Source organism: Microbulbifer donghaiensis (assembly GCF_900129095.1).
GTDB classification, from domain to species: domain Bacteria; phylum Pseudomonadota; class Gammaproteobacteria; order Pseudomonadales; family Cellvibrionaceae; genus Microbulbifer; species Microbulbifer donghaiensis.
This window is the reverse complement of sequence record NZ_FQVA01000001.1, coordinates 628787-648176: the sequence shown is the minus strand read 5'-3', so window position 1 is coordinate 648176 and position 19390 is coordinate 628787. Positions and strand designations below refer to the sequence as shown.

Annotated in this window: 15 protein-coding genes; 12 read left to right on the top strand and 3 right to left on the bottom strand. The window is 59.9% G+C overall.

Going from position 1 to position 19390, the window contains the following annotated elements:
* Positions 1-149 precede the first annotated feature (149 nt).
* The 3 genes from BUC36_RS02665 to cobN are packed head-to-tail and all read left to right on the top strand — an operon-like array spanning position 150 to position 5007.
* On the top strand, positions 150-680 hold the full coding sequence (locus tag BUC36_RS02665; protein WP_084535518.1) for a MotA/TolQ/ExbB proton channel family protein: 531 nt from the start codon (positions 150-152) through the stop codon (positions 678-680).
* Positions 680-1042 carry a DUF2149 domain-containing protein gene (locus BUC36_RS02660; RefSeq protein ID WP_073271178.1) on the top strand — a complete coding sequence of 121 codons (363 nt, stop codon included), beginning with the start codon at positions 680-682 and terminating at the stop codon, positions 1040-1042. Before BUC36_RS02665 ends, BUC36_RS02660 begins: the two co-directional genes overlap by 1 nt.
* A gap of 17 nt (positions 1043-1059) precedes the next feature.
* Positions 1060-5007 carry a cobaltochelatase subunit CobN gene (gene cobN, locus BUC36_RS02655; RefSeq protein WP_073271176.1) on the top strand — a complete coding sequence of 1316 codons (3948 nt, stop codon included), beginning with the start codon at positions 1060-1062 and terminating at the stop codon, positions 5005-5007.
* 293 nt (positions 5008-5300) lie between these two features.
* On the opposite strand, the gene BUC36_RS02650 is transcribed toward cobN, so the two are convergent.
* Positions 5301-5786, bottom strand: coding sequence for an Lrp/AsnC family transcriptional regulator (locus tag BUC36_RS02650; RefSeq protein WP_073271174.1), 486 nt, complete (start codon positions 5784-5786; stop codon positions 5301-5303).
* A 290-nt stretch (positions 5787-6076) separates the two neighbouring features.
* Between BUC36_RS02650 and BUC36_RS02645 the strand changes: the two genes are divergently transcribed.
* Positions 6077-9604, top strand: coding sequence for an indolepyruvate ferredoxin oxidoreductase family protein (locus BUC36_RS02645; RefSeq protein ID WP_234994868.1), 3528 nt, complete (start codon positions 6077-6079; stop codon positions 9602-9604).
* 55 nt (positions 9605-9659) lie between these two features.
* Here BUC36_RS02645 and BUC36_RS02640 read toward each other — a convergent pair whose 3' ends face one another.
* Together BUC36_RS02640 and BUC36_RS02635 are read right to left on the bottom strand one after the other, a co-directional pair.
* Positions 9660-10343 (bottom strand): ChrR family anti-sigma-E factor, encoded by a 684-nt coding sequence (locus BUC36_RS02640; protein ID WP_073271172.1) that lies wholly within the window; start codon positions 10341-10343, stop codon positions 9660-9662.
* 7 nt (positions 10344-10350) lie between these two features.
* Complete coding sequence (locus tag BUC36_RS02635; RefSeq protein WP_073271170.1) at positions 10351-10968, bottom strand: sigma-70 family RNA polymerase sigma factor; 618 nt, start codon at positions 10966-10968, stop codon at positions 10351-10353.
* Positions 10969-11338: 370 nt separating this feature from the next.
* Here BUC36_RS02635 and BUC36_RS02630 point away from each other — a divergent pair, with 370 nt between their 5' ends.
* The 8 genes from BUC36_RS02630 to BUC36_RS02595 all read left to right on the top strand — a co-directional run bounded on the left by BUC36_RS02630 (position 11339) and on the right by BUC36_RS02595 (position 19389).
* Positions 11339-13192, top strand: a complete 1854-nt coding sequence (locus tag BUC36_RS02630) for a CocE/NonD family hydrolase (RefSeq protein ID WP_073271168.1) — start codon at positions 11339-11341, stop codon at positions 13190-13192.
* A 464-nt stretch (positions 13193-13656) separates the two neighbouring features.
* Positions 13657-14094 carry a nuclear transport factor 2 family protein gene (locus BUC36_RS02625; protein WP_073271166.1) on the top strand — a complete coding sequence of 146 codons (438 nt, stop codon included), beginning with the start codon at positions 13657-13659 and terminating at the stop codon, positions 14092-14094.
* Entirely contained in the window at positions 14091-14867 is a 777-nt protein-coding gene (locus BUC36_RS02620; protein ID WP_073271164.1) for an SDR family NAD(P)-dependent oxidoreductase, read from the top strand. The genes BUC36_RS02625 and BUC36_RS02620 overlap by 4 nt, the downstream gene beginning before the upstream one ends.
* Positions 14867-16117 carry an NAD(P)/FAD-dependent oxidoreductase gene (locus BUC36_RS02615; RefSeq protein WP_073271161.1) on the top strand — a complete coding sequence of 417 codons (1251 nt, stop codon included), beginning with the start codon at positions 14867-14869 and terminating at the stop codon, positions 16115-16117. The genes BUC36_RS02620 and BUC36_RS02615 overlap by 1 nt, the downstream gene beginning before the upstream one ends.
* 10 nt (positions 16118-16127) lie before the next feature.
* A complete protein-coding gene (locus tag BUC36_RS02610) occupies positions 16128-16901 on the top strand; it encodes a DUF1365 domain-containing protein (RefSeq protein ID WP_073271159.1) in 774 nt (257 codons plus the stop codon).
* Positions 16898-18175: an SAM-dependent methyltransferase gene (locus BUC36_RS02605; protein ID WP_073271157.1), complete on the top strand. Its 1278-nt coding sequence runs from the start codon at positions 16898-16900 to the stop codon at positions 18173-18175. The genes BUC36_RS02610 and BUC36_RS02605 overlap by 4 nt, the downstream gene beginning before the upstream one ends.
* Complete coding sequence (locus BUC36_RS02600) at positions 18135-18692, top strand: DUF2878 domain-containing protein (RefSeq protein ID WP_143186864.1); 558 nt, start codon at positions 18135-18137, stop codon at positions 18690-18692. The genes BUC36_RS02605 and BUC36_RS02600 overlap by 41 nt, the downstream gene beginning before the upstream one ends.
* A complete protein-coding gene (locus BUC36_RS02595; protein WP_073271153.1) occupies positions 18685-19389 on the top strand; it encodes a hypothetical protein in 705 nt (234 codons plus the stop codon). The genes BUC36_RS02600 and BUC36_RS02595 overlap by 8 nt, the downstream gene beginning before the upstream one ends.
* Position 19390: the final 1 nt, after the last annotated feature.

Here is a 19390-nt window from a genome sequence, read left to right as displayed (position 1 = left end):
CGGTAGCGCCGAATTATAGATGTGCAAACGGCAAAGTAAAGCGAAATGCGAATAATTATCAGAACGATTTAAATTGACCAGGAGGCTTCATTTGGTTAATTTGCGCATCCTCGATCCAGATACCAATAAATTCACTTGCGGGGTGCGCCTTGAATATCCAGACAATCGAAAACCTGATGGCCAGCGTGGCCGACCTGTTTATGGCGCCGGTACTGCTGGCCATCCTGCTGCTGTTTGTTTACGCCCTTTACGCCTGCGGCCGCTTCCTGTCCCTGTGGCTGCTGCGCCGCGGGAATGCCGTCGCCTACCAGCGCGCCCTGAGCGAGGGGGAGGCGCAGTGGCTGCCGGGCTACCAGGTGCACAATTACTATGTGCGCAACCCCGAGGCTTGCGACGACGAATTGGAAGTCTTTGCACTGAAGAAGCTGGAACTGCTGCGTATGGCCACCCGCATTGCGCCGATGCTCGGCCTGATCGCCACCATGATTCCGATGGGCCCGGCGCTGCGCGCGCTGGCCGACGGCAACGTGCAAGGCATCAGCGAAAACCTGATCATCGCCTTCGCTGCGGTGATCTGGGGGCTGGCCATTTCGACGCTCACCTTCTGGCCGGCATCGGTGAAGAAGCGTTGGTTTGCCAGCGAGCTGATCAACATTCGCAAGCTCAAGGAGGCGGCGTAATGCGCTTTCTGGAAGAAGACGAGGAGCTCAACCCGATACTGAGTGCAGTCAACCTGATCGATGTATTTCTGGTCATTATTGCCGCACTGTTGATCGCGATCGCGCAGAACCCCCTCAACGTGTTTGCCAGCGAGAAAGTCACAGTGATCAAGAATGCCGGCGAGCCGAATATGGAAGTGATCGTCAAGGACGGCGAGGAAATCAAACAGTACAAATCCACCGGTGAGATCGGTTCCGGTGAGGGTACCCGCGCGGGTATCGCCTACCAGATGGCCGACGGCAGCCTGGTGTACGTACCCGAAAGCAAAGACCAAAGGTCCACAGTGGAAGGCAGTGCGACTCAGGGAGCGGGGGGCAAATAACCGTGTTGCAAATAACAATGCCGAAATCGAATTGTGCGCGCTGGCTGTGTCTGGTTGCTGCGCTGTTGTTATCGGGGGCGGCACAGGCCAGCGAATTGGCCAAGGTACTGCTGATGATGTCCAGTCATACGTCCAAGGCCAAGGGCGAGCTGCTGGCCGAACTTGCGGCGGATCAACCCTACGCGCTGGAGATATTCAGCAGCAAGGGGAAAAGCGAGGAAGAAATAGCCCGGGCCTGGGCATCGGCGGACCTGATCATGTTGGACGGGATTAATCCCGCGTTGTCCCAGTTTATGTTCAGCAAGTACCAGCCGTTATTGATTAACCACCCGCAGGTACCCGTCATATCGCTCGGCGACCTGGATAACGCGTCCATGAACCAGGGGCTGACTGCGCAACAGCAGAAGGCGATCGGGGCCTATTTCAATAATGCGGGGCGTAAAAACTACCGGCACCTGATGCAGTATCTGTCGGCAGAAATTTTCGGACTCTCCGACGAGAAAGTATCGGCGCCGGTTATTGTACCGGATGTCGGCCTCTACCATCCGCAATATACAGGCCAGGTCACCGATCGTGAGACCGAATTTTTCAACTGGCTGAAACCCGGGGCGGGTCAGCCGGTGATTGCCGTGGCGATTCACCGCTCTGTGGTGGACTACGAGCAGCAGCAGGTCGTGGATGCTTTGTTGCAGGGACTAGAGGAGAAGGGAGCCAAGGCTTTCGGTTTCTTCTTCGAAGGCGAGGACCTGCCGCTCACTTATCCTGAATTGCTGCAGGATAAGGATGGCCAGACGCGCGTCGACCTGATCGTCAATTACCGCTCGCTGCACTACGTCAGCAAGCGCCGTGCGGAGTTTGACAAACTCGGAGTGCCGGTGATTCACGCACTGAATTACAGCGAGGGCGACGAGGCCACTTACCTGGCAGACAACAGTGGTGTGTCGCCGTCATTGACACCGTTTTTCCTCGTGATGCCGGAGGACACCGGCAGTATCGATCCGGTTTTGATTGCGGCCAATGGTGACGGCGTCAAACAGGTAATGGCTGACCAGATGCATGCACTGGCGGAGCGCGCCTGGAATCACGCCAGTCTGGCCCACAAGTCAAACGCTGATAAGAGAGTCGCCACCTTTATCTGGAATTATCCTCCCGGCGAGAAAAACATCGGTGCCGCCTTTCTCGATGTGCCGGCGTCGATCGAATCGATCGCGAAAGAGATGAAGACGCGCGGTTACCAGATCGAAACCCGCGATGCCAAAACCCTGATCGACTGGGCCGGCCAGTTGCTGCGCCCCTATTACCGGCGCGAGGACAGCGCCGCACTGATTGACAAGGGGCTGGCCGACTGGATGCCGCTGTCTACCTACCAGCAATGGTTCAACGCACTGCCTGCGTCGGTGCGCGATCCGATCGTCGAGCGCTGGGGCAAGCCTGAAGACAATGCCATGCTGGCGGAACACGACGGCGAGATGGCTTTCGTGATTCCGCGCATGGCGCTTGGCAACCTGATCGTGCTGCCCCAGGGGGTGCGCGCAGACAATGCCAAGGATCACGCATCCCTGTATCACGATATGAAAACGCCAGTGAACCATGCCTATCTGGCGGTTTACCTCTACGCACGCGAGACTTTCGGCGCGGATGCCTATATCCACCTGGGCACCCACGGTTCCCAGGAGTGGTTGACCGGCAAGGAGCGCGGCCTGTCGGTGTACGACGCACCGAATCTGGCGCTCGGCAATATTCCGGTTTTCTATCCGTACATCATCGACAACGTCGGCGAGGCGATGCAGGCCAAGCGCCGTGGCCGCGCAACGATGATCAGCCACCTGACCCCGGGCTTCGCCAAGGCAGGGCTGTATGCCGAGGTGGCGGAACTGTCCGAGTTGATGGGTAACTATCTATTGCTGGAGGAAGGGCAGACCAGGCTCAATACCCGCGATCGCATCGTGGCCCTGGCGGAAGCGCTGAATATGCTCAAGGACCTGAAACTGTCAAAGGAAGAACTCAGCGCAGACTTCGATAACCAGCTCAGCCACCTGCAGGACTATCTGGCGCAGCTGGCAGACATGAGTCAGCCGCTCGGTATTCACCGTTTCGGCGAGCTGCCCAGGTCCGAGCACCTGACCAGCACCATGCTGCAGATGCTGGGTGAGGGTTTCATGACTGCCGCCGGCGAATACGAGAAAGAAAACGAACTGAGCCTGCCGGAAGAACAGCAGCGCGACGAGCGCAATGTGGTGGCGCTGGCGGCGCAGCCGGGCTTCCAGCTGTTGGACGGCTTTCTGTCCGGAAAGTTGGCCGCCGGCGCGCTACCCGAAGGGCTGCGTCACCAGCTGGATACCGGTCGCGACTACTCCGACAACTTCGCCAATATCGCCGAACTGCAGAATCTGATGCTGGCGCTCGACGGCGGCTACATCCCGGTCAGTCACGGTGGCGATCCGATCCGCAACCCGCAGGCGGTGCCCACCGGCCGCAACCTGATCGGCTTCAATCCGGCCAAGGTGCCGTCGAAGGAGGCCTACGAGGCGGGCGTGCAGCTGATGGACCAGACGATTGCCGACTACCACGCCAAGCACGGCCGTTTCCCGGACAAGCTGGCGTTCTCACTGTGGTCGCTGGAAACCATGCGCCACCAGGGCGCACTGGAAGCACAGATACTGCACGCACTGGGTCTGAAGCCCAAGTGGAACCAGCAGGGGAATGTGGTCGGTACCGAGGTAATTCCATATTCGCAGTTGAAACGTCCGCGCATTGACGTGGTCATCTCCGCGACCGGCCTCTACCGCGATGCCTTCCCCAACGTGATGCTGTGGCTGGCGGAGGCCATCGACCAGGTGGCGCAGATGAAGGAGGACAACAACTTCGTCTACCGCCATGCCCAGGCGTTGCAGCGGGAATTTCTGCAAGAGGGCAAGAGCGAGGAGGACGCGCAGTATCTTTCCTCGGTGCGTATCTTCTCCAACGAAACCGGCAACTACGGCACCGGCCTGAACGGCGCCAGCCTGGCATCCGACAGCTGGGAGGCCGACGATAAGCTGGCCGACCTCTATATGCGCCGCATGGGTTTCGCCTATGGCAAGGACGAGTCGCGCTGGAGCGAGGACCAGAGAGCGTCGGGCCTCTACGGCAAGGTGCTGTCCGGCACCGACGGCGTGATCTTCTCGCGCTCCACCAATCTCTACGCGCTGATGACCAACGACGATCCGTTCCAGTACTTCGGCGGCATGGGGCTGGCGGTACGCAACCTGGACGGCAAAACGCCGGAAATGTACGTGGCCAATCTGCGCCGCCAGGACAATATCAAAACCCAGACGCTGGACGAGTTCATCAACCAGGAGATGCGCAGCCGCTACTTCCATCCGCGCTGGATCCAGGCGATGCAGGAGTCCGGCTATGCCGGCGCCACCGCAATCCTGGATCGCGTCAACAATATGTGGGGCTGGGAGGTGATGACGCCGGAAAGCATTCGCGACGACCAGTGGCGGGAGATGTTCGAGGTCTACGTGGACGACAAGTACCAGATGGCGATGCGTGAATTCTTCGAGGAACACAATGCCGAAGCATTGGCGCAGATGCTGGAGCGCATGCTGGAAGCCGTGCGCAAGGGCTATTGGGAAGCCGATGCGGAAACCCTGAAGAAGATGGTGGAGACCTACACTGAGCTTGCCGAGCAGTTCGACGTGGCCAGCGACAATGAGAAATTCAAGGATTTCGTCAGTGAACAGGCAGTTGGCTTTGGACTGGCGCCGCTGGTCAGTGGCCAGGTCCCGGACAACGTCACCGCCCCGGCTGCGCCGATGCAGCAAGTCAGTGGTCAGAAGCTGGAGCAGGTGGAGAAGCCGTCCCGCGACGACAGTTCGCAGATCTATTTGTGGATGTTGCTGCTGGGAATTTTGTTTGCAGGTTTTGTCAGCAACTGGGTTGAGCGGAGGCCCGCTTCGGCGGCTCTAATCGCGGGGTAACTCTAAAGACTGTCCTGCACCGGTAAGTAGGGCTGAAATCCTGTCCGGCTGGAGCTTTGTAGGGAGGGGGCGCAACGGCAGCCACCTGGCAAAAAACCTGATCGGTAACTATTTGCCAGGTGGCTGCCGCTGCGCCTCTACTGCTGCGGCGGGCGATTACTTTCTTTATGGGAAATGCGAAGATGGTTCGTGGTGCGGTGAGCGCCCTTCGGGAAATAGTTACCGATCAGGTTTTTTCCCGAAGGGCCCTCACCGCGCCTCCCCCCCCCCCGAAACCGAGGCCCCAGTACTACTTAACTTTTCTCCAGCAACTGATCCAGCGGCAGCTCGGTGCGATAGCGCACCTGCTTCAGTGAGAAGCTGCTCTTGATATGGTCGATACCCGGCAGCTCGGTCAGTTTTTTGTCGAGGAATTCCTGGTAGGCCTGCAGGTTCGGCACGACTACCCGCAGAAGGTAGTCGAAGTCGCCGGTCATCAGGTAGCACTCCATGACCTCCGGCCATTGGCCGATCACTGCTTCGAAATCCTGCAGCTCTTTCTTTACCTGGTGATTCAGCGTCACCTGGATAAATACACTGACCGGTAGACCGACTTTTTCCGGCTCCAGCAGGGTAACCGCGCGCTTGATGAAGCCCTGTTCGTGCAGGTTCTTGACCCGGCGGGAACAGGGGGAGGGGGAGAGGCAGACTTTTTCCGCCAGTTCGATATTGGGGATGGTTGCATCCTGCTGCAAAATCTCCAGGATCTTCTTGTCGATGGCGTCCAGAATATAGGCCATTGTGTGGTTCCGTCTCTCGTCATTCGCTGGGTGCACCCGCCTCGCCGATAACTCTCGCCGATAACTATAGGCGCCCGTTTTAGGGGGCGCCTGCAAGGGGCCGTTTGGGGGACCGCTGCGACAATCTGTCCGTCGCTTGCATTCCCCAGATGGGTGCTATTTGAGTGAATTGTTGCCAATACCAGCCGGTCTTTGGCGACTTGTGCCCATATTATGCCTCAGGAGGGGCTATTTTGGTATGACCTGCTTCGTTGGGCGGTGGTAATTTTACCGACCAAAGCAATAACGAGATGCAGGTGGTACCCATGGCGATGGTCGAAGGTGATCAGGAGCTGGGCTTCGATCGCGATTATTCCCTGAAGGCCGCGTTCACGCGCGATGCCGGCCGGGTGTTTCTGACGGGCATTGATGCACTGGTGCGTCTGCCCATTATGCAGAAGCGCCTGGATGAACGCGCCGGGCTCAACACCGCCGGTTTTATTTCCGGCTATCGCGGCTCGCCGCTGGGCGGCTATGACCAGGCCCTGTGGCGCCACAAGAAACTCCTCGCCGAGCGGGATATCCACTTCGAGCCGGGCATCAATGAAGACCTGGGCGCTACCAATATCTGGGGTACCCAGCTGCTGGACCACTACCGCCAGCAGGCGACTCGCGATGGCGTCTTCTCCATTTGGTACGGCAAGGGTCACGGTGTGGACCGCAGTGCCGACGTCTTCCGCCAGGCCAATATTCAGGGCACCTCCAAGCTGGGTGGGGTACTGGCGCTGTGTGGCGACGACCACACTGCCGAGTCCTCGATGTTTTCCCACAACACCGACCAGATCTTCGAGTCGGTGATGATGCCGCTGTTGTTCCCGGCCACTATCGACGAATACCTGACGCTGGGACTGGCCGGCATCGCCCTGTCGCGTTTCTCCGGGCTCTGGGTCGGCTTCAAGACCATCACCGAGACGGTCGAGGCGGGCGCTTCTCTGGTCGTACCGGAGTTGCCGCAATTCACCCTGCCGGCGGACTTCCCGATACCGGCCCACGGCCTCAATTACGATCCGCACCTGAACTGGCCCGCCGAGCGGCTGGAATACGAGCGCCGCATGCTCGAGGAGCGGTTGCCGGCGGCCCAGGCCTTTGCCTTTGCCAACAAGCTGGACAAGACCATCGTCGCGGCACCGGAGAAGCGCTTCGGCATCGTGACCGTCGGCAAGGCGCACGGCGACCTGCTGGAGGCGCTGGAGTTGCTGAACCTGTCCGAGCGCGATCTCGAGAGAGCCGGCATTTCCATTTACAAGGTGGCCATGAGCTGGCCGCTGGAGCCGCGCGGCATGAGCGAATTCGCCGACGGCATGGAGCGTCTGCTGGTGGTCGAAGAGAAGCGCCCGCTGGTGGAAGACCAGCTGAAGAAGCTGCTCTACGGCTGGGCCGACGGTAAGCGCCCGAAAGTAGTGGGTAAGAAAGATCTGAATGGCGACGATTTGCTGCCCGCGATCTGGGGCTTCGGCCCGGACCAGGTGGCCAAGGCGATCGCCCGCTGGCTGGCGGATACCGAGCTGGCTGAAAAAATCGTTCCGCTGGCGGAAAAGCTCGGCGGCAATGTGCCGGCGAAGGCGCAGGGCCTGCTCGCCCGCGAGCCGATTTTCTGTGCCGGATGCCCGCACAACACCTCCACCAAGCTGCCCGAGGGCAGCCTCGGCAGTGCCGGCATCGGCTGTCATATCATGGCATTGGGCAAGGGGCTGCGCACCGACACCTACTCCCATATGGGCGGCGAGGGCGCGCACTGGGTGGGGCTGCACCGCTTCTCCAGTGCCGGCCATATTTTCCAGAACATGGGCGACGGCACCTACAACCACTCCGGCCTGCTGGCCATCCGCCAGGCGGTCGCCAGCAAGGTGAACATCACCTACAAGATACTGCTCAACGACGCCGTGGCAATGACCGGCGGCCAGCCCGCCGACGGCGAAGTAACGGCGCCGAGTCTGGCCGCGCAGCTGCTCGCCGAGGGTGTGGGCACAGTGGTACTGCTGAGTGAAAACCCGGATTACTGGCACCAGCACCGCGGCGAGCTGCCATCCGCGGTCGAGATTCTGCCGCGGGCGGAGCTGGATGCGGTGCAGCGCCGCCTGCGCGAAACTGCGGGCGTTACCGCAATCATCTATGAACAGGTCTGCGCGGCGGAGAAGCGCCGCCGGCGCAAGAAAAAGCAGATGGCCGATCCGGCCACGCGCCTGCTGATCAATCACCGTGTCTGTGAGGGCTGCGGCGACTGCAGCGTGCAATCCAGTTGTATCGCGGTCGAGCCGCTGGAGACGCAATTCGGGCGCAAGCGCCAGGTGAATCAGTCCAGCTGTAACAAGGATATGCGCTGTGCCGATGGTTTCTGCCCGAGCTTTGTCAGCGTCGAGGGCGGCGAGCTGAAGAAGCCGCCGGTGAATGCCCTGGCGGATTCCCTCGATGTGGCGATCGCCGGCCTGCCGGCGGCGCCCGTCGCGAACCTGGACCAGCCCCTCAGCATCCTCGTCGCCGGTATCGGCGGCAGCGGTGTACTGACTGTGGCGGCCCTGCTGGGCATGGCGGCGCACCTGGAGGAGAAGGGCAGTACCACCCTGTATTTCACCGGGCTGTCGCAGAAGAACGGCGCCGTGGTCGCGCACGTTAAAGTCGGCGCGCGCCCGGACACCATCACCACCGCGCGTATCCGTGACGGCGCGGCGGAACTGCTGCTCGGTTGCGATATGGTGACTGCCGCGGGCCAGCGGCCGAAGTTTGCCGAGGGCAGGATGCGCGCACTGGTCAACACCGCGGAAGTGCCGGTTGCCGCCTTCGTGCGCGACAATGAACTGGCGTTTCCGGCAGATGCGACCCAGCAGAGTATCGAATCCCTGTGTGCGGAATACTTCGCCTTTGACGCGAACAAGTATGCCCAGGCGCTGTTCGGCGATACCGTCGCCAGCAACCTGATGATCATGGGTTACGCCTGCCAGAAAGGCCTGCTGCCGATCGGCGAGTCGGCGCTGGAACGGGCCATCGAGCTGAACGGTGTCGCGGTCGAGAACAACCTGCGCGCCTTCCGCGCCGGTCGCCTGCTGGCGGTAAATCCGCAAGCGGTTGAGCAGCTGGCGGTGCCGGCGCAGCCGGTGAAACTGGTGCAGCCCGAGGAGACGGTCGAGCAATTGGTGGCGCGGCTGGCCGCGGAACTGACCGAATACCAGAGCGCGGGCTACGCACGCCATTTCACCCGTACCATCGAGCGGCTGCACGGGGCGGAAAAAGCGCTGTCGCGCCACGACGGCCGCCTGACCCGCGCTGCCGCCGAGAGCCTGTACAAAGCGATGGCCTACAAGGATGAGTACGAGGTGGCGCGGCTCTACAGCGGTGAGGATTTCCAGCGCCAGCTGCGCGAGACCTTTACCGGCAACTTCAAATTGAAATTCCATATGGCGCCGCCGTTACTGGCGCGCCCGGACAGCAGCGGTCGCGTGCGCAAAATGCAGTTCGGTCCCTGGATGGGCCGCCTGATGCCGCTGCTCGCCAGGGGCAAGGCACTGCGCGGCACCGTGCTGGATGTATTTGGCTATACCCGCGAGCGGCGCGCCGAGCGCAACTGGGCGCGGCAGGTAGAGCGGGCCGTCAGTGCCGTGGCGGCACAGTTGAGCGGCGACAACCTGGCCGCTGCGCAGGAGTTACTGGAGATTCCGTTGCAGGTGCGCGGTTACGGTCACGTGCGCGAGCAAAAGTTCGAGCAGGTGCACGGGCGCTGGAATGAGCTGCTGAATCTGTTTGTGCGCGACGACGGCCAGGAGCCGGTGCTGGCGGCGCGTTAACTGGTCTTTCGGATCGCGGATGCGCTTGGCGCATCCGCGGCCGGAATGCCACTGCTCAACCGGGGCGGAACGACAGGAATGGATTGATCAGCCAGCCCAGCGGACCGGTGATCGTCACCGGCGCCTCTACTACGGAGAAGCACAGACACTCCTGATCCTGGGTGGCGATGGGGCGGTGGATCTCACCGGGCTCGCGCACCAGGAAATCTCCCTCGCCATAGACGCCATCCTTATCCGAAAAGCTGCCGTACAGCACCAGAGTGATCTCGCGGCCGCGATGGTCGTGCTCGGCCACCTTGCCGCCGCTGTGGATGCGGTGGAAAGCTACCTCGTACCGTTCCTGCCCAGTGTGCAGGCGCGACATGCGCAACGCCGGTGACACCCGCTTCCATTTCAGCGGTTCATTGCCGTCCACCAGTTTGCGAATAACCCGCGGCAGTCTGGCGAACAGCGGATCTGCATTCTTGGTCGCTGCGGCTTTCGCGGTGATAGCTTCCTGTTCCGCACCTTGCTCGGCGCTTGCGATACGTCCCATCAGTCGTTGCAGGGCATCTGCGGGCAGTGGCTGTGGTTCAACGTCCTGGAGCAGGGAGCCGCCGACGCGGTTCATGGTCTGGTACTGCGAGCGGCACTGGGGGCACAGTTGTACGTGGGCGGCGACCACTAGGCTAAGGGCCCAGGGCAGGCTGCCGGCGGCGTACTCCAACAACAGATTGTTTTCCGGGTGGTGGCGAATCATGCTGTAACTACCTGCCCAATATCGCTTGTAACTTCTTCAATGCCAGCCGGACGCGGGATTTGACCGTGCCCAGCGGCAGTCCGAGTTCCGCAGAGATCTCACTGTGTGACTTGCCCTCCATATAGGCCTTCTCCAGCACGTGGCTTTGCTCCGCCGGCAGCGCGCGGAGGCCGGCGGCGATGTCCTGCTCGTTGCGCTTTTGCTGCAGGAACAGCAGCGGCTGGTTGTCCGGCGCCTCGTCCCAGAGATCCTCCACGTCGACGCCGCCATCCTCGTGCTGGCGGCGACTATTGCGGCGCAGCATATCGATGCGGCAGTTGCGCATGACGGTGTAGATCCAGGTGCTCGCCGATGCCTTGCGGGCATCGAAGCTCGGCGCTTTGCGCCAGACCCGGAACATCACCTCCTGAACCAGCTCGTCGGCCGCTTCGGCACTGAACGCCTGGGCGTTGCGACTGTGGTGGAAGCCCTTGATCAGCGGGGCGAAATGGTGGAACAGCCGCTCGAACGCTGCCCGGTCGCGCTGAGCGCCGACCAGCGTCAACAGTTCACTCCAGTCATCGTCACGACTCTCGGGGGCCTGCACTCTGTCTCCGCCGCTGTTGAGGTGGGTTATCTGCGCCATCTTAGCGATCTTTCACTGTCTGTCGAACCTTCTACGCTCGGGCAACGCGATCGGATCTCTGTCGCAGGAATAGATTCCGGCGGCGGTGGGGGCAGTGGATCGCGGCCACCTTGTGTCCACTCCGCCTGCGGTGGCGCACGAGCGCGTAGTTCGGGTCAACAGCAGAAAAGAATGCAAGCGGGCGGATTCAGTACCTGCAACTTTAACCGGGGGAGCATAGTGGAGTGATTGCGGGAGCCGGTTCCTGGGGGAAGAGTTGGTAGCGCTGATAGGGCGAGGGGGACTCAGGCCTGTAAACAAGAGAGAGTGTTGACAAGTCTCCTTTTCATGTAAGATTACAGTGGCTAAAAAAATAATGAGGAGAGCAAGCTTGAAACGCAATCTGAATAAACTCTGGCCTGCCTGCCTGGTGGCGGCGAACCTGTTCGTTGCTGCCTGCGGCCAAGAGTCGGGACAAACTGCCGCCGATAAGTCGGCTCAGGACCAGCAAGCCCAGAAAATATCCGAATTCGGCCATTACGAGGGCTATTCCCAGGCACGCTTCGATGGCTGGGTGACGACTTCGACCTACATCACGACCCGTGACGGAACGCGACTCGCTGCGGATATTTCCCGCCCGGCTAACAACGGTGTCATGACTGATGAGGCTCTGCCGGTGCTGTGGACCTACTCCCGTTACCACCGCCAGTGGGAAGATGGGGTTCCGAATATCGCCAGTAACCCTATTTTGCAGCACCTGGCGAAGCACGGTTATGTGATTGTTTGCGTCAATGTACGCGGCGGCGGTGCCTCTTTCGGCCGCTACGAGGGTCTGTTCAGCGCGCCCGAGACGCGCGATGCCTACGATGTGATCGACTGGCTGTCCAAGCAGGATTTCAGCGATGGCAATGTGGGCATGTACGGCCTGTCCTATATGGGCATTAGCCAGTACATGGCCGCCAGTACCAAGCATCCCGCGCTCAAGGCCATTACCCCTGAAAATGGCTACTTCAATTTTTACGATGCCATTCGCCATGGCGGCATCCTGCATGAAGATCAGGTGAAGACCTGGGGTGAGGGTACGCAGTACCTGGATAAAGTCCGCAAGCCTAGACCGGTTGATGCCGACACCGACGGCTTTCTGGCTGCGGCCGCCGTTACAGAACACGAGACCAATTTTGATCCCATTAGCCCTCTGCAAACGGCAAGATTCCGCGACTCGACAGCCCCCGAGTTTGATTGGTTCAAGGACATGCCTTCCAGTGTGAATGCGGCCGTCAACGAGTCTGGTGTAGCCATCTATCACCTCGGTGCCTGGCACGATCCCTATACCACCGATACTCTGCTGCACTACTACAACTATCACGGCCCGCAGAAGATGGCCTTTGGGCCCTGGGCTCATGAGGCGAATAACGACGCTGAAGCGGCGGAGCGGGATAAAGTCTATGGAACGGAAATGCTGCGCTGGTTTGATTACTGGCTGAAGGGCATCAACAACGGCGTGATGGACGGGCCTGAAATTCACGTCGCGGAAGTAGATACCATGCGGGAAAGCTGGACGTGGATGCCTATGCCAAACTTCCCGCTGGACAGCCAGCGCGTCAGCTACTTCTTTGACCAAAGCGCTGCCGAAAACGCCGATCATCTGCTGTCGACTCAGCTTCCTGAAAAGAGCGCTGCAGCCGAGTATCAGGTCAATCTGGATACCACCACTGGTACCGCGACACGCTGGGATTCCAATTTCGGTGAACCCGCTCTCTACCCGGACATGACAGAAAATGACGCCCGCTCACTGACTTTCACCTCACCGCCTTTCGAAGAAGATCTGGTGATTGCCGGTATACCGCTGGTGAAAATGTACCTTTCTGCCAGCACCCCGGATGCGGATGTTTACGCTGTGCTGGAAGAGGTGGATGGCAACGGCCGTTCTCACTACATCACCGAAGGCAACCTCAGAGTCTCCCTGCGCAAGGAAAGCGAAGCGCCCTGGAATGTGCTGGACATCCCCTGGCACCGCGCCTACGAGGAAGACCAGCAGATGCTGACGCCCGGTGAAGTGGTCGAGATCAACTTCGATATCTTGCCCGTTGTCTACCGCATCAACAAAGGCAACCGTCTTCGCGTCGCGATCATGGGCGCGGATAAAGACAATATGGAAGCGCCACCATTCCCCGATGCGCTGCTGTCCGTGAAAACCGGCGGTGAGCAGGCGTCACAGATCTCGCTGCCTGTACTGCCACAGTAAGCCTGACAAATTACTTGTCCTGCTGGCAGCAAGGCTCAATGCTTTGGTGCCAGCCCCGGAACTTCACTTCCGGCCCCGGCTCGTCTGCCGCTTCGGCGTTGACGGGCTGGGTGCTCGGCTGTGATGGAAGCCTTCAATCAGCGCGGCAAAATGGTGGAACAGGCGCTCGAATGCCAGCCAATCGCGCTCCGCACCGACCATTTTCCGCAGTTCACACCAAGTCATTGTCCCGCCTCCCGGTTGTCTGCACTCTTTTTCTGCCGCTGTTGCAGTGGGCTATCTGCGCCGTTTTTGTGATCTTTCACTGCCTGTCGACCCGACTACGCTCGAAAAGCACGATTGAATCTCTGTTGTCGAAGTAGATTGTGGCGCCGTTTAAGGACACCGCAGTGTAGTTACACAGTGATCCATACCGCCGCTAGTGGCGTATGAGTTTGCAGTTCAGTTCAACAATGGAATAGCGCATGGGCGACCTGATTCAGGACCTGCAGTATTACTACAGTGACTACCTGGCTGGGGACCCGTCACAGTTGGAGCGACTCTACCGGGACGACATCATTTTCTGCGATCCGCTGCATCGGATCGAAGGGTTGCCGGGGCTCAAGCGCTATTTCGCGGCGATGAGCGAGGGATTGACGGAGTGCCGTTTCGAATTCGACGATGCTTCCATCGCCGGCGACAGCGCCTGCCTGCCGTGGCATATGCACTATGCGCACCTTTCCCTGAATGGCGGCCGCCCGCTGGTATTGCGTGGCTGCAGCTTGCTGCGTTACGCCGATAAGGTGTACTACCACGAAGATTTTTACGATCTCGGCGCCATGGTGTATGAACGGGTGCCACTGCTCGGTACCCTGGTGCGCGGAGTCAAGTCCCGTATGGCTCAGGTGGGGGCTGAGCCGTGACAGTCATTCGCGACAAAACCATCTGGGTAACCGGTGCCAGCTCCGGCATCGGTCGCGCTTTGGCCCTGCGCCTGGCAGAACAGAACAATTTCGTGATTGCCAGCAGCCGCGGGCGCGATGCGCTGGCAGAACTCCAGCAGTCTTGCCCCAAGCGCATCCGCATTCTCGACTGCGACGTTGGTGACGACGAGCAGATGGAGCAAGCCGCCGCGCGCCTGGCCGAGATGACCGACCACCTGGATTTGGTGATCGCCTGCGCGGGAACCTGCGAGTACGACGACAACCTGCAGCTGGATACCGCCAGCTACCGGCGGGTATTCGATGCCAACTATTTCGGTGTCGTCAATACATTGCGCAGTGCCTTGCCGCTGCTCGCCAACAGCCGCACGCCGGTTTTTGCTGCGGTGGGCAGCCTCTCATCGGTGGTCGGGTTTCCCCGCGCCGAGGCCTATGGCGCTTCCAAGGCGGCGTTGGGCTACTTTCTCGACGCCGTGCGGGCCGACGCCTGCCGGACCAATCTGCGGGTGGTGCACATTCGCCCCGGATTTATCGATACCCCGCTAACGCAACGCAACGACTTTGATATGCCGTTCCTGATGACCGCTGATCAGGCGGCGGAATGTATCGAGCGGGGGCTGGCATCCAAGAAACACACAATCGATTTCCCGCGCCGCCTCAGTTGGCCGCTGCGGTTTCTGGGCTTCTTTCGTTCGCTCTGGTTTCGCTACTGCGCGCCCAGAATGACCAGAATTCGCACTTTAAGGAAAACCTGATGCGCATCGCGATTATCGGCAGCGGCATTTCCGGACTCACCGCTGCGTATCTGCTTAACCGCAAGCACGATATTACGTTATTCGAAGCCGAAGACCGGCTGGGTGGCCATACCGCAACGGTGGATGTGGCAGAGGGCGGCCGTACCCTCTCAATCGATACCGGTTTTATCGTCTACAACGACTGGACTTATCCGAACTTCATTCGCCTGATGGGTGAACTGGGTATCGAATCCCAGCCCACGTCGATGGGTTTCAGTGTGCGCTGTGACAAGGAGGGCTTCGAGTACGCCGGCAACAATCTCAACAGCCTGTTCGCCCAGCGCGCCAACCTGGTCAGCGCCGGGCACTGGCGCATGCTGTGGGACATAGTGCGCTTCAACCGCAATGCGCTGAAAGACTGGCAGGCGGGCAAGTTGCATGAGGGGCTCACCCTGGGCGAGTACCTGCCGGCCAACGGCTATTCAGCGGAATTCGCCAACCGCTACCTGGTGCCGATGGGTTCGGCGATCTGGTCGGCCAGTATGGCGCAGATGCTCGAGTTTTCGGTGAACTTCTTTGTGCGTTTCTTTTTCAATCACGGCCTGCTCAATATCCTCAACCGGCCGCAGTGGCGCGTGATCCGCGGCGGTTCGCGCGAATATATCCGTCCGCTGACAAAATCCTTTGCCGACAAAATCCGTCTGTCGACGCCGGTGCAATCGGTGCGGCGCACCGCCGACGGAGTGGAACTCCAGACCGCCAGCGGCGAGCAGCAGTTGTTCGACGAAGTGGTGTTCGCCTGCCATTCCGACCAGGCGCTGCAGTGTCTCGCCGATGCCTGCGACAACGAACAGGATATTCTCGGTGCTATCCCTTATGCGGCGAATTCGGTCGTGCTGCACACGGACACCAGTTTACTGCCGCGCCACCGCCGCAGCTGGTCGAGCTGGAATTATCGCCTGCGCGAGGAGCACGACGAGCTGCCGGTGCTCACCTACAACATGAATATCCTGCAGGACCTGCAGAGCGAAAAAACCTACTGCGTGACATTGAACGCCGAGCAGCGCATTAATCCGGACAAGATTCTGCAGCGCTTCGACTACGCGCATCCGCAGTTCTCTGTGGCCGGCATGCGCGCGCAGGAGCGCTGGGCCAGTATCAACGGTGTTAATCGCACCTGGTTTTGCGGCGCCTACTGGGCCAATGGCTTCCACGAAGATGGCGTCAGCAGCGCCCTGCGGGTTGCCGAGGGGCTCGGAGTGAAGTGGTGAGGAAGCTGTAGTGGAGAGCGCCATCTATACGGGCTGGGTACGGCACCGAAGATTTTCGCCGCGCGCGCACCAGTTTCGCTACCGGGTCTTCATGATGTATCTCGACCTGGCGGAGGTAGATCAAGTCTGTGCACAAACATGTTTCTGGTCGCAGCGGCGCTGGGCGCCCGCCCGTTTCAGGCGAGAGGACTTCTTCGGCGATCCCGCACTGAGTCTCGATGAGGCGGTGCGGCGCCGCGTCGCGGAGGAGGGGGGAGAGCGTCCGGAGGGCCCGATTCGCCTGCTGGCGAACTGGCGTTACTTTGGCTACAACATGAACCCGATCAGTATCTACTACTGCTTCGATCGCGACGGCGCGAATGTGCGTTGGCTGTTACTGGATGTCCACAATACGCCGTGGAACGAGTGCCACAGCTACCTGCTGGACTGCCGCAACAAAGCCGCGGTGCAGAAAGCCTCGTTCGCCAAGGACTTTCACGTATCGCCGTTTATGCCGTTGGAGCAGGGCTACCGCTGGCGCAGTGCGACACCGGGACAGAGATTGACGGCGCATCTGCAATCCTGCGACGTTGGTGAACGTGTCTTTGACGCCACGCTCAGTCTGCGGCGCAAAGAAATAAGCGGCCGATCGCTGAACGGCATACTGATCCGCTATCCATTGATGACCGTAAAAGTGATAGGTGCCATTTACTGGCAGGCTCTCAAATTGTGGTTGAAACGCGTTCCTGTATTTCCACATCCAGGTCGCCGCGTTGAAGTTCAGGTAGGAGACAAGCGACGATGAAGGCAATCGACAACGTAGTACAGGCGCGATTGGTAAAGGAGACAACAAACGACGCGCGGCAGAACTGGCTGGCGCGTCTGGCACGCAAGCTGGTGCTGGGCAAACTCAACGCTATCGAGCAGGGACACCTGGTGGTGGAGGAAAATGGCAAGCGCTTCACCTTTGGTCAGCCTGTCGATCAGGCCAGCATTCGCGCGCAGATCAATGTGCACGACGACAGCACTTACGTGCAGGTGCTGTTGAACGGTACCATCGGCTCCGGTGAGGCCTACATGCAGGGCGCCTGGAGTTCGCCAAATCTGGTGAACGTGATTCGCCTGATGGTGAACAATATGTCTCTGCTGCAAAACATGGATTCCCGCTGGAGTTTTTTGCACAAGGCAGTGCTGCGTGTACTGCACCGCTTGAACAGCAACAGCCGCAGTGGCTCGCGCAAGAATATTGCCGCCCATTATGATCTCGGCAATGACTTCTTCCGCCTGTTTCTCGACGAGACCATGCTGTACTCGTCTGCGGTCTTCCCGCGCGAAGATGCCAGCCTGCACGAGGCATCGCTGTATAAGCTGGAGAAAATCTGCCGCAAGCTGCAGTTGCAGTCATCCGATCACCTGCTGGAAATAGGCACAGGCTGGGGAGGTATGGCGGTGTACGCGGCGAAACATTACGGTTGCCGCGTGACCACCACCACGATTTCCCGCGAGCAGTACGACTACGCCAAGCAGTGGGTGGAGCGGGAAGGCCTGCAGGATCGCATCACCCTGTTGCTGCAGGATTACCGCGACCTCACCGGGCAGTACGACAAGCTGGTGTCCATCGAAATGGTCGAGGCGGTCGGCCACGAGTACTACGCCGAGTTCTTCTCCCGCTGCAGTCGCCTGCTGAAAGACGATGGTCTGATGGTGATGCAGACCATCACCATGCCGGACCAGCGCTATGAGAGCTACCGCAACCAGGTGGACTTTATCCAGCGCTATATTTTCCCGGGGGGCTGTCTGCCGTCCAATCAGGTCGTGGCCAATCACATTGCCGATGACACCGATATGCAGATTGTCGGCCTCGAGGATATCGCCGCACATTACGCCGGCACGCTGCGCGCCTGGCGCGATGCGTTCTTCGCCGAAATAGGGCAGGTGCGGGGGCAGGGTTTCGACGAGCGCTTTATTCGCATGTGGGATTTCTACCTGTGCTACTGCGAGGGGGGCTTCCTGGAGCGGGTGATCAGCACTGCCCAGTTTGTCTTCGCCAAACCGCGATGCCAGCTCACTGCTTACTGACATGTGGCGATTTGCCGCCAACGCGGTGCTGTTTGATATTGCCTGGCCGCTGTGTGTGCTGGTCGACAGTGTAATAGTGATTGCCGCGTTCACGCTGGCGAACCTATATGTGCATCTGCGCTTCATTGCGGACAAGCCGAATGAGTGGCTCTGGGTATTGGTGATCTGGTGTTGCGGCGCAACGATAGATACAGCGGTGTTTTCCAGCGGCTTGCTGATCAATAACAATGGTTCGCCGTTCCCGCCGCCGTGGCTGTTGTTGTTGTGGGTCAACTTTGCCACCGCCTTGCGCTATAGCATGTTCTTTCTGCAAAAGAGTGCCTGGCTCGCCGCGATACTTGGCGGCGTGTTTGGGCCGTTCAGTTACTGGACCGGTGCCTGGCTGAATGGCACGGTCGAATTTCAGCAACCGGTGATTCTTCCACTGACTCTCCTCGTGGTAATCTGGTCACTGTTTCTACCATTTACGACCTGGCTCGCACGCCAGCGGATGTTTAGCGAGGCGCGATATGCTTAGTCTGTTCGCCGCTGCGGCCCTGGGTGCGGCGGCCCACTGCGGCTATGAGGGCGAAACTCAGGTAACCGGACTGGCCCGGGATCCGCGCAGCGGCGCGCTGATGTATTGCGAGTATTTCCTTCCTACGGAAAACCAAAGTACCCGTGTTCTGTATTACAGCCCGCAGGGTTTTCGTATCGCCGAGAAAATTCTTTTCACCGGAGAGACAGAGCCGGCGCGCAACAGTCCGAGACCGGAAGTATTACAGCGCGACTACCGGCTTGGCGAGGAGCGTGAAGTCCGCAACAGGGACGGGCAGTGGCAGATGCGATACCGGGCCTCGGCTGCCGCCGATTGGGAGAGCGCGCTAGTCGGGCAAACCACCATCGATGTGATTGATGCCGGGTTCGACGCTTTCGTGCGCAAAAACTGGGAGAGCCTGTTGGCCGGAGACAGGTTGGAGTTCAACTTTGCTTCCCCGATTCACGGACGTGCGATCGCGCTGCGCGCACGGAAGGTTAATTGCCGCGGGAACGAAACAGGCAAGGTGTGCTTGCGGGTTGATTTGGCACAGCCGTTGCTGCGCTTCTTCGCTGGTGACCTCTACCTGGAATACAGCGCTGATAGCCGGCGCCTGCAATTCTTCGAGGGGGTGGTCAATCTGCTCGATGAACAGGGACAGAACCAGCGGCTGCAGATTGACTATCGCTACGACTAGG